This window comes from Paenibacillus sp. J31R30, from assembly GCF_059692115.1.
In genome coordinates this window covers 573,014-586,510 of sequence record NZ_JCAUAV010000002.1, presented here as the reverse complement: position 1 = coordinate 586,510, position 13,497 = coordinate 573,014, and the positions used below count along the sequence as shown (strand labels likewise).

11 protein-coding genes are annotated in these 13,497 nt (G+C 42.8%); 1 reads left to right on the top strand and 10 read right to left on the bottom strand.

Going from position 1 to position 13,497, the window contains the following annotated elements; translation table 11 throughout:
* Window positions 1–13 precede the first annotated feature (13 nt).
* From AC58QO_RS08630 to AC58QO_RS08615, 4 genes are all read right to left on the bottom strand, one after another.
* On the bottom strand, window positions 14–1,438 hold the full coding sequence (locus AC58QO_RS08630) for a PTS transporter subunit EIIC (RefSeq protein ID WP_497265448.1): 1,425 nt from the start codon (window positions 1,436–1,438) through the stop codon (window positions 14–16).
* 146 nt (window positions 1,439–1,584) lie between these two features.
* A complete protein-coding gene (locus tag AC58QO_RS08625) occupies window positions 1,585–2,424 on the bottom strand; it encodes a carbohydrate ABC transporter permease (protein ID WP_236285801.1) in 840 nt (279 codons plus the stop codon).
* Between the two features lie 41 nt (window positions 2,425–2,465).
* Window positions 2,466–3,371 carry a carbohydrate ABC transporter permease gene (locus tag AC58QO_RS08620; protein ID WP_057310671.1) on the bottom strand — a complete coding sequence of 302 codons (906 nt, stop codon included), beginning with the start codon at window positions 3,369–3,371 and terminating at the stop codon, window positions 2,466–2,468.
* 88 nt (window positions 3,372–3,459) lie between these two features.
* Window positions 3,460–4,815: an ABC transporter substrate-binding protein gene (locus tag AC58QO_RS08615; RefSeq protein ID WP_497264882.1), complete on the bottom strand. Its 1,356-nt coding sequence runs from the start codon at window positions 4,813–4,815 to the stop codon at window positions 3,460–3,462.
* Between the two features lie 372 nt (window positions 4,816–5,187).
* Between AC58QO_RS08615 and AC58QO_RS08610 the strand changes: the two genes are divergently transcribed.
* Entirely contained in the window at window positions 5,188–5,322 is a 135-nt protein-coding gene (locus tag AC58QO_RS08610; protein ID WP_497264881.1) for a hypothetical protein, read from the top strand.
* A gap of 161 nt (window positions 5,323–5,483) precedes the next feature.
* Here AC58QO_RS08610 and AC58QO_RS08605 read toward each other — a convergent pair whose 3' ends face one another.
* The 6 genes from AC58QO_RS08605 to mobB all read right to left on the bottom strand — a co-directional run bounded on the left by AC58QO_RS08605 (window position 5,484) and on the right by mobB (window position 13,495).
* Window positions 5,484–6,905: a L,D-transpeptidase gene (locus AC58QO_RS08605; RefSeq protein WP_497265447.1), complete on the bottom strand. Its 1,422-nt coding sequence runs from the start codon at window positions 6,903–6,905 to the stop codon at window positions 5,484–5,486.
* Window positions 6,906–7,145: 240 nt separating this feature from the next.
* Window positions 7,146–8,768, bottom strand: a complete 1,623-nt coding sequence (locus tag AC58QO_RS08600) for an NHL domain-containing protein (protein ID WP_497264880.1) — start codon at window positions 8,766–8,768, stop codon at window positions 7,146–7,148.
* A 37-nt stretch (window positions 8,769–8,805) separates the two neighbouring features.
* A complete protein-coding gene (locus tag AC58QO_RS08595; protein ID WP_497264879.1) occupies window positions 8,806–10,641 on the bottom strand; it encodes a FecR family protein in 1,836 nt (611 codons plus the stop codon).
* Between the two features lie 31 nt (window positions 10,642–10,672).
* Entirely contained in the window at window positions 10,673–12,520 is a 1,848-nt protein-coding gene (locus AC58QO_RS08590; protein ID WP_497264878.1) for a CHASE2 domain-containing protein, read from the bottom strand.
* A gap of 170 nt (window positions 12,521–12,690) precedes the next feature.
* On the bottom strand, window positions 12,691–12,924 hold the full coding sequence (locus AC58QO_RS08585) for a ferredoxin (RefSeq protein ID WP_028556576.1): 234 nt from the start codon (window positions 12,922–12,924) through the stop codon (window positions 12,691–12,693).
* Between the two features lie 67 nt (window positions 12,925–12,991).
* Window positions 12,992–13,495 (bottom strand): molybdopterin-guanine dinucleotide biosynthesis protein B, encoded by a 504-nt coding sequence (gene mobB / locus AC58QO_RS08580; RefSeq protein WP_497264877.1) that lies wholly within the window; start codon window positions 13,493–13,495, stop codon window positions 12,992–12,994.
* Between the last annotated feature and the right edge of the window lie 2 nt (window positions 13,496–13,497).

The window sequence follows — 13,497 nt, the reverse complement described above, 5'->3', positions numbered from 1 at the left end:
AGGCTTGTCCTGATTATTTCTCTTTGGTACCTAGCAAAGGTTTAATGCTTTCACGAATTTGCTCCGACTCCGTCCCAAAAACAACGTGTACATTGCCTTTTCCTAGCCGGATAACACCAATGGCACCAAGTTCCTTCAGCTCGCCATCTTTGACGAGGATCTCATCTTTCACAAGTAAGCGCAGTCGTGTAATACAGGCATCAATGGATATAATATTAGAAGCTCCGCCGATATACTTGAGAATGCTTGAAGGTCGATCTTCTTTTACCGTGTTGTTAACCTCAGTTTCTCCTATTTCCGGTTGTTCAACATCGTCTTTACTTGCAACTTTCATTGGGAAGTAATGCAGGTACGCGCGGAAGGTTACAAAATATAAGATAAAGTACCCTGCACCAATAAGAAGTATCCAATATGGATTCGTAGCTAAATGCCAGTTCAAAACGAAATCAATAAATCCAGCTGAGAAGCCAAACCCCATTTTCACTTGCAGGATGTTCATGATCAGCATCGAGAAGCCGGTTAATACGGCATGAATGATATAAAGTCCAGGAGCTACAAACATAAAGGCGAATTCAATTGGTTCTGTAATTCCAGTTAGGAAACTTGTTAGTGCGGCGCTTAACATCACAGGTGCTACAAATTTCCGTGTGTTCGAAGAGGTGCTGCGAACGACGGCAAGGGCAGCTGCTGGCAGTCCGAACATAATCACAGGATAAAACCCAGTCATAAACATCCCTGCTGATAAATCCCCTGCGAAGAAGCGTGAGATATCCCCATGTACCACTTTGCCTGCAGGTGTGACGAAATCTCCAATTTGAAACCAAGCGATATTATTAATGACGTGATGTAGTCCTGTTGGAATTAGCAGGCGATTCATCACCCCGTAAATGAAAACTCCGATGTTTCCGTTGTCGACAATCCACATCCCGATCACACTGATACCCCGCTGCACTGGAGGCCAGATAAACCCTATCAATACGCCAAGGAATACCATGACTAACGATGTAACGAGTGGAACAAATCGCTTGCCACCGAAAAATCCTAGTGCCTTCGGTAATCGGATATGTTGAAATCGATTGAAGAAAGTGGCTGAAAGCATCCCTACCAGCATGCCTCCAAGTACGCCTGTATCCAAGGGCTCTGATCCACCTGAACCGGCTTGGAAATGTTTAAGTACATTGTCAAAAACCAAGTATCCTACTGCCGCTGCCAGCGCAGCAATGCCATCCCCTGATGTAAGTCCAATGGCAATGCCAATGGCAAATATAAGCGGCAAATTATCAAAAATAGCGCTTCCTCCAAGCTCAAAAATCTGAGCTACATGAACGAGGAACGGATCATTAAAAGACATTTTACCAATTCGAAGAAGTATGGATGCTGCCGGCAGCACCGCAATAGGGATCATTAACGATCGCCCCATCTTCTGAAATGCATACATTACACTCATCTGATTCACCTATAGCCCACAAGTTTGGCCGTTCCTTGTTTGCTTTTACCTATCCCCATTATAGTAGAAAGAACACCCCCCCGAAAGGATAAATTCCTCTAGGTTAAGGTGTTTTTTCTATGCATTGCCATATACAGTTATTTCACAGCCCCAGCTGTAATACCACTTGCAATTTGGCGTTGATATATCATATATACGATCAAAGTCGGTAATGTCGTGATCAGCAATCCTGCGAATAGTGGACCCCACTCCACACGATATTGCATCTCAGCTTGCATAACTGCCAAACCAATTGGAAGTGTGTACTTGGTAGGCTCGTTCGTTAGAACAACCCCTAGGAAGTATTCATTCCAGTTATTCAGCATGTTCGTAATCATAACCGTAATTAGACCTGGCTGTGACAATGGTAACATAACGCGGAAGAACGTGCCATAGTGTGAAGTTCCATCAATAATCGCAGCCTCTTCAATCTCTTTCGGAAGCGATTTGTAGAAGCCGACGAGCAAGAAGATCCCGAATGGCAAGTTGAGTGCTGCATAGACGAGAATGAGCCCCAGCCACGTATTGATTAAATGTAGATCGTTCAACAAGAAGAATAATGGAATCAATGCAAGCGCGAACGGAATCATCATGGAGGAGATGTAGATGGTTAAGAGAACTTTATTCCCTTTAAAATCATATCTCGCCAGAATATATGCAGTCATTGCAGCAAGAATCATCCCGAGCAGCGTACTTCCTACCGTAACTACAATGGAGTTTAGGAAGTATGTACTGAAATTGTACTTACTCCAAACATAGGAGAAATTTGACCATAGTAATGGGAATTTAGGCAATGCCCACGGAGCATTTAAGAAGAATTGTTCATTATTTTTGAGTGCATCGAGCAATGTCCACACGAGTGGATAGAGCACAGCGACACTCCATATAATCAGAATGATCCAAACTAACATTTTCGCTAATGGATTTTTGATAGCCATACGATGGTTTCCCTCCCTCAGTATCTTTGTCTATGATGACTTTAGTGCATTTCGATTGTCTCTTGGCGCATAATACGTTGCAAGATTAGTGTTGTAATAAGTGACACGATGAGGATCATGACACCAATGGCAGCTCCATAACCGAAATGATACTGTTGAAAAGCCATCCGATACAGATAAGAACCCATAACTTGCGTCGTATTATCGGGTTGTCCGCCATTGGTCATTAACTGAACAATAACGAATGAACCGTTGAGTGTAGTAATTACGATGTTAACGATGGAAACCTTAATTTGCTCCCAAATGAGCGGCATGGTGATATGGCGGAATTGCGACCATTGACCGGCTCCGTCTATATTAGCTGCCTCATAGTAGGAAGCAGGAATATTCACGATTGCAGCAATCATGAGGATCATATAGAAGCCGATACCAGCCCAAATTGTAGGAGGTAAAAGCATCCAGATCGTATGCTGAGGAAAACCTAACCAAGTAATATCAACTTTCTTTTCGGTAAAAAGAGACAAGAACGCATTCAAGAAACCGATTTGCGGATTGTAAATGAAATTCCAAAGTACGCCGATAACAACGACTGAAATAACATTCGGGATAAAGAAGATGGCTCGGAAGAAACCAGAACCCTTCAAATTAAATCTCGTTAATGCAACGGCGAAGAAAGTCGCCAAAATCATAATCCCAATCACTTTTCCTACGACTAGGAAGTAGTCATTTCCAATGGCTCTAAGTACAATCGGATCTTTGAAAAGTTCAACAAAGTTATCAAAACCAATGAACTCGCTATTTTCAGACATTCCTGACCAATCATAGAAAGACTTCTGTAACGCCTGTATAACGGGATATATCGTAAATACACAGAAGAATAGAAAAGTCGGAATGATGAATGAAGCGATGAACAAATTCCGTTTCAGCTTTTTCGCGTTGGTCTTCATTCTATCGTCACCGTCCTATCATTAAAATGGCGGAGAACGCCTTAGGCAGCTATGCCCTTGTTGTTCTCCGCACTGCTTCATTCAGTTCCTATTTCTTTTGTTTGGCAACTACATCAGTTACACGTGTAACCCATTGTTCAGGTGTAATGGTTCCGATTGTCAAAGCAACTGTTGCATCTTGCATAGCTTTATCAACGTCAGCAGCGAAGGAAACAGTTGGAACTACAACTGTGTCAGGTGAAGACAAGAATTTCGCAGCATCCTTAACGAAGTTAGGAGCTTTGGAAGATGAAATGTCACCTTTAACGTTGGAAGGAGCACCACTCAGCTCAGCCCATTGGGAAGCTTGTGTTTTGGAGAATACGAATTGCATAAATGCTTTAGCAGCATCTTTGTTTTTCGCTTTTTTCGCGATACCGAAAGTAGCTGTGGACGTGTTAGCTACAACTTTTCCACCTTTATCTTGTGTGATGGATGGAATGAAGCCGAAATCAAATCCGCCTGGAACGTCTTTCGCCATTTCGTTTGGTAACCATAGACCATTCGGGATGAATGCGTCTTTGTGTTGTAGGAACAAGGATTGGGAATCCGTGTGGTTGATTTGTACGGATGCTTTGTCGATGTAACCTTTATCACGCATTTGAACGATTTTGTTTAGACCTTTGATGATTGCTGGGTTTTTCCAAGCTTCAAGATTGTTTGTAGACATATCTTGCAGCAATTTGTAGTCATTGTTGTTAGCAGATACGATCGCTGGTAGCAATACGCCGCCGTTGATGTAGTATGGATATTTACCAGTGTGGATGAAAGGATTGATGCCAGCACCTTTGATTTTTTCACTTACAGCCAAGAACTCTTCGAAATCTTTCGGCTCAGCCCAACCTTTGTCTTTGAAAAGAGCTTTATCGTAGAAGATACCCCATGAGCTCATTACGAAAGGAATGTTGTACGTTTTGCCATCAAATAGTTGTGGTTTTTGTGCAAGCAAATCAATGATTTTCTCGCCATCCACGTTTTTAGCATCTTTAATCCAGTCAGTCAGATCTTCCAGTTGTCCGTCTGTAACCATTTGACGGTCGAACAACTCAGGTCCATCGATGTATACGAAATCAGGTGGGTTACCAGCGATCCAACGGGGTTTCATTTGTTCGTTGATTTTTGGTCCCGCACTTTCTTTAATTTTCAAATCAGGGTTTTTCGCTTGGAAATCAGCGATAACTTTTTTCCACCATTTGTCGCCGTAGCCGCCAACAAAGTATTGGATTTCAAAATCACCAGTAAGTTTTGTTGAAGCTGCTGCCGTTGGAGCCGCAGATGCTGCTGCTGTTGGAGCTACAGATGCTGCTGGTTTTGTTGTTTCTACGGGTGTAGATTTACCGCAACCTGCAGCTACGAGTGCCATAGATGTTGCTAAACCAATTGTTGACCATTTTTTCATGTTCATGTGATCATCTTCTCCCTTTTTTAATTCATCTAGTTTTATTTATTGGTGAAGCGTGTACCCGATGATTAAACTTGCCATTAGTTTGCGCTACCAACCCCTTTCATAATTCACAATTGGCAAAATAAAAAGGGCATAGTTATAGAAGAAGACTTGCATTTCTTCTAATAACTAATGCCCTTGCGGTAACATGTTATTAAAACTGACATATTTAATTGTTTTGAGTGTTCCGTGTGACTAAATCTTACAATAAAATGACATGAACGTCAATACTTCTTTTTTTAAAAACATCGCTCATTTTCTTATTCGTTGAATGCGCTTACTTATGATATGATAGAACCATCTCGTTTAATCCTAATGGAAAAGGTGATTCTTATGGCCAAACGCAAACCAGTAGTTGCTTCTCGCAGACAAAAAAATGAAGTGAATATGAAAGCCATCTACTGGACAGGATCGATTTTCTTAGTTGTTATCCTCTTCATGACTTTACTGCTCATTTTGAACAAATGATTTCGTTAAAGTGATTGAAAACTTCACATTTCGAATTGTAATCGCTTTCTGTAATCTTGTCAAGAAAAAATCTTGCAGTTTCAACAGATGACTTACATACCACCGATGATAAGAAAAACACATAAAGGGGAGGGCAAGTTTCGTGCTTGCCCTCTCCTTTTTTAATCCAACCATCTATACACCTTACCAGGATTATTGTCCTTCGTCTGGAGCGGCAAGCCAATTGCTTGTTGAGGCTTACCACCCCCAGCTCCCATTCCTTCACCAGTCCCAGAAGCTGGTAACACACCTTTCCCAATCGTCACCTTCGTTTGTTGAGGGACCATATTATACAGCTCTTCCACATCCGCCTGGAGCATTCGGATACAGCCATGAGATTCATCTTTGCCAATGCTCTTGGGCTTATTCGTCCCATGAATCGCATAGAGCGTACCCGACAAGGTCATCCCGCGGCTGCCAAACTCGCCATTCGATCTGCCATTGGGGTTACGCACTTTTTCACTGATCATGAAATCACCTTGCGGCGTTTTAGCGCCTCCTAAACCTACCGGATAACGCCTCAGAATAAAATCCCCACTCGCAACAGCCAGTTGGTGTAGATCTGTATCAATGATAATCCTGAGAGGCTCTACGAACGGCTCAGGGGAGGCTAAGGACTGAGAACTACTCGCAGCAACTGCCTTCTCTTCGATCGGTTGCGTTGGTTGCTCATCTTTCGTCCCCCCTGAAGGTTTCGGCACCTGTGCAACCCCTTGTTTCGTTAACTCGGCCGCACGTTGCAAGGCTTCAGGGAAAGCCTCTTTCATCTGTGGCGTAAGTCCCGGCAACAGATTATCAGGATAAGGCTTCGTCAATTGCTCTGCCTTTTCTGGAAATACACCCGTTTTGGTTTGATAAGCGTGAATTGCACTTTGCAAAATGATGGCTTCTTCACGTTCATGCATCCACGCAGTAATGACAGGAACCAGCTTAGAGCTATCTACAACCTGACAAGCGCAAATTTGAGATTGATAATACTTCAAAACAGCCTCATTCCCACTTGTTCCTGAATGCTCTACGCTTAGAAGCGGACTAACTGAACGATGCCATTCCTTCCATTGCCCATCTTTACTTGTAGGAGCATCTATGATCACAGACTCTCCTGCTCCTCTAACAAAAGGTTGTAAGATCTGTTGCAGCTTCTTCCCCCAATCTCCATTGGAGAAATATAGCTTTAAGCCCGGATCCACATTCTGAATACTTTCAACAACTGTCACTTCTTCAACCACAGGTTGCTCTGCTACCACGCCTTCCATCACATCCGACTTTGCTAGATCCATTCCCGCAGGAAGAGCCAGCATTAAGACAAACATAATAAGGTATGGCAACCACCTCCGTCTGCCACGTGGTTTGGATTGACGTTCTACAGGCACTGCCCCTTTGTTTAAAATTGAAGCTGCTAAACTTGTAGGTACAGGACCTTCCAACACTATTTTTCGTTGCTCGAAAGCTTCATATATTTCACCTGCCTGTGCAAAACAATACGCAGCCTTACCTGTTTTACCCTGAGCCGTGTATTCTCTGCCAAGCAAATACCATGCCATTTTATGATCAGGATGCTCTTTGACATATTTCTTGAGATACTGAGGATCCTCGATCGGATTATGTTGGAAAAATCGCTCCAATTGATCGTTTCGATTATTCGACTTCAAGCTTTCAGCCCCCCAACCTGCTTCGTACTACTCTCCGTTTTTATCGGCAATAGAAGCTCAAAGCTGAAGTCAAATATTAGAAAAAGGCTTGGACAAGGAGTTATCCCTGCCAAGCCTTTCTTGCACACGATCCTATTTCAAATAGGATTTCACACGTAAAATAGCCGTTTGATGCACAGCATCCCACTGTACATCCAACCCGATCTGTTCAGCGAAGAAGCGAATTGGAACATAAGTGCGATCTTGCTTCACATAAGGCGCTGCATCCGTCACTTGCTTACGATCTGGCATGCCAGCTTGCTTGCGAACAATGCCGGTTTCACCAATCGTCAACACCACTGTCACATCACCTTTGGAGAGCTGTACAACTGATTTGCCAGCCTGCTCAGCATAGGTCACCTTATAACCAAACGTTTCACTGATCGCACGCACAGGCACCATTGTGCGCCCATCTTGAATTTCAGGTTGAGCATCAAAGCTAATAAGCTTATTGCCGCTAACTACCTTCACCTGCCCATCATTGGATACATTCGCAGGCAATTGATATGGCGCTATTTTGCGAATTTTGTTATTAGAAGCATCCGCAATGACTACATTACCTTGCGATGTCTCAAGTACATCCGTAGGATTATAGAACTCAGCCGACTGCTCTACGCCATCAGCTTCACCTGTTTGTAGGGTACCGGTGAGTGTCGTTACTTGGCCATTCAATAAATAGCGAACCGAATGATTCAAGCTATCCGCGATTAACAGACCACCCTCGGAGGTCATAGCAAGTCCTTTAGGGAAATCAAACTTCGCTTTCAAGGCTGCACCATCTGCAAAGTCACCTTCAGCAAATAACTCGTTTTTCCCGTATATTGAAGAGCCGCTTACCGCTGGGGTTGATCCTGCAATCGTCGATACAAGACCTGATGCAAAGTCAATATATCGGATACGCTGATTCCCCGTGTCGCTTACATATAGATTGCCTTTGCTGTCTAGTGCAAGCCCAGAGGGCTCATTGAACGAAGCCGTAGAAAGGCTTCCGTCGTGATAATCACCCGCGAATGAAGCTTCACCTGGACGAACTTGAATAACGCGTGAAACAGCTGCTGACAGTGTCGTAACACGGCCATCTACAGCGATTTTACGTATATTATGATTGAGTGAATCCGCCACATAAATGGAGCCATCTACTGCAACAGCAATATCACTTGGGTGATTGAAGTTAGCTTCAGCACCTTTACCATCTTTGCTTCCAGGCACACCATTGCCTGCAAGAGTTGAAACAATTCCATGCACATCTATTTTACGAATCGCATGGTTACCAGCATCCGCTACATAGACATTCCCTTTGGCATCCAAAGCAAGCCCCGTCGGCTCATTAAAGAACGCTTCCGCTGCTTTCCCATCCAGAAGTCCACCTGCTGGGAAGCCTTGATTATTCTTCAATACTGCGGTCTCAGGACCTGCAAATGTGGTCACTTGACCATCCTTCAATTTACGAATGACATGATTACGGGTATCCGCAATCAGTAGACTTCCATCAGCAAGCTGCAGCACACTCCCTGGAGCACGAAATGCCGCTTGTAAGGCAGACCCGTTAATATCATCAAAATCGCCAATGCCTGCTATGGTCGACACGTCCGAGAGAATCTGGCCCGTACTCGACTTTAAAGCATCCGCTTCTAAACCAGCAGCCATAGCCGATGAGCTTCCAAGCAAGGCAGCAACGATTAGACTTGAAACAAATATCTGTTGTAATGGTTTCATTGGAATCTCCTTTTTTATCTAGTAAATATTAATCTTTTTAACCTTGACCAGGAGGATTTGGAATAATTAGATTAGTCCCAACTGGTAGTGGAGTTATAGCAGGAAGGTTACTAATTCTCTCTACCGTACCATTACTATTTTTACGAACAATCACAATTTTACTAACTCTGATCGTATCAGGTCCTATCGAACTCATTGGGATACTGACAAGCTTCTTAGTACCCGCAAAACCGATATTGCCTACACTACCAAAATTCGTCACAGCATATACGAGTTCTTTGCTAGCAGGGGTCGACTCGTAAACATTGAAGTAGTCCGCACTTGTTCCACCTTCAATTGTTGTCGCAAAGAATTCCTTATTGGGAAGAGCTCCAACATGTGGATTCGCACCCGCAAACACAGTATTGGTCCCATAACTCAGATGAACCTCAACTGCATATATACCATTACCATAATCACTGATGAAGTCAGTCATATTAATATTTAAATGATACGTGCTTCCCTCGATTGGCGGCGAAGTATTCAAGCTAACAGAAGGAGTTGGATGTGCTGGTGTTCCTGTGTCAGGTCCTGGATCCGATGGGATTACAGGTGTCACGTCCTTCTTCGGATTCGCATCCGCATCAAATTTATTTATCTCTTCCTTCGTCATATCTTTCTTCAACAGCGCTTCTGCTACAGCTTTCGCCTTATCCTCAGCAGCCTTCTTTTCTTCCTCAATTTTCTTCTTTTCGTCTTCAAGCTTTTTTAATGCAGCAGCCAGCTTTTGCTTCGCTTCCTCTGCTTTTTTCTCACTTTCAAGCTTCGCTTTCAACTTCTGTTCTTCTAGTTTTTTCAACTCTTCTTGTTTCTTTTTCTCTAAATCAGGATCAATACCAGCCGTTGTATCCAACGGTTTAACTTTAGATAAATCCAGTTTTTTATCTTCTAGGGAAATCTTTTTATTCGTATCCTCAATAATTTTATCTAATGACTCTTGATTAAATTTATTCTCAGCCAATGCTCCCTTAGCAATATTACCGACCAAATTATCTAAGTTTTGCTTAACTTTATCTAAATCCGATAAATTTTTAATACTCATTGAAGTTTGGTCATTTAAAATAATACCCGCTTCAAGCTCTTTTTTCTTTTTCTCAATAAACGCTTCGTTCTCTTTATCCATTTCTGCTTTGTTTAGAATCAATTCTTTAATGATTTCAGGAGATGCTTGCTTGATAAAATCTTCAAGATCAAGGAATTCCACTTTCAAGTCCAGATCCGTCGTTTCATCACGATCATCCAACGAGATTTGTTGGGTCGGATATAAATATGTAATCGTTGTCGTCTGCGTCTCATCCGTGTTAGTTGTCACAGTCGATGCGGAAACTTTCCCAGCACCTACAGCCATTTTCGTTTTACCAGTAACAGGGTCAACCGATACGAAGAATTGCGTTCCGCGTACACCCATTACAGCAGTAGGCGTTTCAACCTCAAATTCATCATCCGCACCGGCCAACGATTTTACTTTGACCCACATGGAGCCCGCCCAAACCTTAAGCTTGGATTTCTTGTTTCCATCTGCAGAATTGAGATCTGATACATTTAGCTCAGCATTATCACCCAATGTAACATCGGCGTCACCACTAGCTAAATTCAGTGTTACTGAGGAGCTATCCCCTGTATAAATAGTGTCGCCTTGGTTTAAACTCATGCTCTCATAAGCATCATATGTTTTAGAGCCGCCACCCTTTTTAATCGTCACGTCTCCAGATAATGCCGAAATAATGGCAACGCGGACCGTTTTCGCATCCACGGGCTTAACCAACAGCAATGACACTAAACTAAACACCAAGCTAAAGCTTAATAATATTGAAATATATGATTTCTTTGTCATACCCACTCTGCATGCCTCCCAGCAACTCTATTTACAAATGCCCGATAACTTCGTACACTGCAACGGGTTTTTCTTTCCCTTTTACTTTGATCTCACCAATGGATTCGATCTCGAATTGCCCCTTGACTCGCTCATAGGTCTGTTCACTAATTAAAATTTGCCCTGGCTTCGCATTGGATTCAAGACGTGCCGACAAGTTAACGGTGTCCCCGATGGCGGTATAATCCAACCGCAGATCCTCGGACCCAATATTACCTACAACCGCTGGGCCACTATTGATTCCCAAGCCAAATTTCACACCGATACCATAATTTTTAATCAACTTCTGCTCGAGAATATCTGCTTGAGACTTCATCTCGATCGCAGCACGCACGGCCATTTCAGGGTGATTATCATATTCAATGGGTGCGCCAAACATCGCCATAACGCCATCACCAATAAATTTATCCAGCGTACCATTGAACTTGAAAATAGCTTTCGTACATACATCCAAATACTCATTAAGCACCTGAATAACTTGCTCTGGCTCTAGTCGTTCCGACATCGGTGTAAATCCGCGAATATCAACAAATATCAATGAGATATCCTTACGGCTTCCGCCAAGCTTCACATCCTCACCGGATTGAAGGAGCTCGTCCACAACGGTTTTGGAAACGAATCGTCCGAAAATCCCCGTAACCCGATTCCGTTCCTTCCGTTCTTCCAAGTAATGGCTAACCAATGACCACACGTAGATGGTAACTAGCGCAAATTGCGGATAGACCAGCGGCAAGAACAAGGAACCAATGCTATAGAACCCTAACCAAATAAGGCCATAGAGTACGAACAAGCCAAGGAAAATGAATAGTGCAGTCTTCCCATTGAACTTTTCAAATAAGAATATCGCAAGCAGCGAAACAAGAAGAATAATAGCGATCCCAGCTGACTTCGAAGCATCTTTATAGAAAACACTTTCTAACAAGGTTTGAATCATATTCGCATGAATCTCAATCCCGAACATTTTGACGGAAGAGATCGGTGTCGGGTACTCATCCTGCATAGCCGTTACGAATGGGCCCACCAGCACAATGCTCCCCTTCAAAGGCAACGGTTTAGAACTATTAAGAACATCAACGAATGACAACAATTCATAGCCAGTTGTTGCATCCACCTTTTGCCTTGGCAGTGTAAAGAACTCTGTCGTCACTTGATTTCTTTCATTGGTAGGCACGACTTCAGTTCCGCGCATCCATTCTCCCGTGCCTGGATCACGCTTGACCTTTTCGTTATCTTCCAAAACTAAATTCGCCAGAGCAACACTGAACGCGGGTATGTAAGTGCCTTTCTCGTCTGGCAATCCAACCGGCAGCTTACGAGCTTTGCCATCCTTATCAACAAACACATTGATGTGTGCCATCTGATCTCTTTTGGTCGTTAGGGTTGTGGAGGGGTAATCAATTCTTTCAGGAACTAGTTCGCCTGCAGACTGTTGTTTAGAGGGGTAATTGATTTGTACTGGTAAAATAATATTGGAGTACTTCGCTAGCACATCAGCTAATGCTTTATCGTCAGCCGGGTTCTTCGAAGGCTCTGCAAGCACAACGTCGATCCCAATAGCCGCGGCACCGGATTGCTCCAATTTCTCTATGACTTGCGCATATGTACTTCGATCCCATGGAAACTTCCCGATGGCAGAAAGTGATTTCTCATCGATTTTAACAATCTTGATGCGATCATCCGGTTGACGCTCATCGACCGATTTTGCACCACGCAAAATATCTTGGAGAGGACCTTCAACAAAGTAAAACAAACCACTCGAGTTCACGGTGTAGAAATATGTCGAAAATACCATTAACAATAGACCTACTACTAAAGTCTTAATCCATTTCTTCTTACCCATATAATCCTCCCCGAGTTTACTAGTTTCATTGTAAGATGCTATGTAGGAATTGGCAATAAATTGTTACAAATTTCACCGCTTTTCAGCAAAAAAAAGAGCCCGTTCCCATACAGGAAACGAGCTCTTTCGACATTTCGTGATTTTTCCACAAAATGAATCTTTAATTATGATTAGCTAAAAGGTGAATCCGCAACTTTAATGGAGTCTGTCGGGCAGCCATCTTGAGCATCTTGTAGATCATCAAATAGATCTTCAGGAATTTCAGTAACCCCTTTGTTTCCATCTCCATCAAAAATCACTTCTGCTAAACCTTCATCATCGTAATCATAGATATCTGGAGCTGTAGCTCCGCAAGCGCCGCAAGCGATGCAGGTATCTTTATCAACGAATGTATACTTTGCCATGTTTTCTACTCCTCCTCAAATTATCCTCACTGTAAAATATAATATAAATACGGACAAAGTTCAAACCTTAAAATTGACAATCAACAAAATACTGCTCAATAAAGTCGGCAATTCCGCTAATATCATTCAAATTGAACAGCGGATAATTAACAACCTCTTCTTGCATTGTTAAATCTGTCGCAGCTGCTACAGGAAAAGGAACTAGCGCTTTGATCATTTCTCTTTGTTCTATTGTACGATAAACAGCAATCTTTGGATGCTTTTCCCTCTTGAATCCTTCGATAAAAATATAATCAAGATGGGAATAGGTTAGTAACTGCTCCTCTAGGCTTGGCGACTCCTTTTTCTCATAAACGTGTATGGCATCTGGAGAAAGTGTAACCACAACTTCTGCGCCTGATTCGGCGAAAACAGTGGAGTCAGCACCTTTCGCTTCTTTATAGTGTCCATGTGCATCATGTTTCATTACCGCGATCCGATAGCCGCGATGCTTCATTTCAACAGTAAGCTTAGCTACCAGCGTTGTTTTCCCACTATTTGAATATCCCGCAAACCCCAAGCAATGAGCCACGT

What these genes read in the sequence shown, in the direction of transcription:
- AC58QO_RS08630 (WP_497265448.1), bottom strand. Translation starts at nt 1,438, where the DNA reads ATGTATGCATTTCAGAAGATGGGGCGATCGTTAATGATCCCTATTGCG.
- AC58QO_RS08625 (WP_236285801.1), bottom strand. Translation starts at nt 2,424, where the DNA reads ATGGCTATCAAAAATCCATTAGCGAAAATGTTAGTTTGGATCATTCTG.
- AC58QO_RS08620 (WP_057310671.1), bottom strand. Translation starts at nt 3,371, where the DNA reads ATGAAGACCAACGCGAAAAAGCTGAAACGGAATTTGTTCATCGCTTCA.
- AC58QO_RS08615 (WP_497264882.1), bottom strand. Translation starts at nt 4,815, where the DNA reads ATGAACATGAAAAAATGGTCAACAATTGGTTTAGCAACATCTATGGCA.
- AC58QO_RS08610 (WP_497264881.1), top strand. Translation starts at nt 5,188, where the DNA reads ATGGCCAAACGCAAACCAGTAGTTGCTTCTCGCAGACAAAAAAATGAA.
- AC58QO_RS08605 (WP_497265447.1), bottom strand. Translation starts at nt 6,905, where the DNA reads ATGGCATGGTATTTGCTTGGCAGAGAATACACGGCTCAGGGTAAAACA.
- AC58QO_RS08600 (WP_497264880.1), bottom strand. Translation starts at nt 8,768, where the DNA reads ATGAAACCATTACAACAGATATTTGTTTCAAGTCTAATCGTTGCTGCC.
- AC58QO_RS08595 (WP_497264879.1), bottom strand. Translation starts at nt 10,641, where the DNA reads ATGACAAAGAAATCATATATTTCAATATTATTAAGCTTTAGCTTGGTG.
- AC58QO_RS08590 (WP_497264878.1), bottom strand. Translation starts at nt 12,520, where the DNA reads ATGGGTAAGAAGAAATGGATTAAGACTTTAGTAGTAGGTCTATTGTTA.
- AC58QO_RS08585 (WP_028556576.1), bottom strand. Translation starts at nt 12,924, where the DNA reads ATGGCAAAGTATACATTCGTTGATAAAGATACCTGCATCGCTTGCGGC.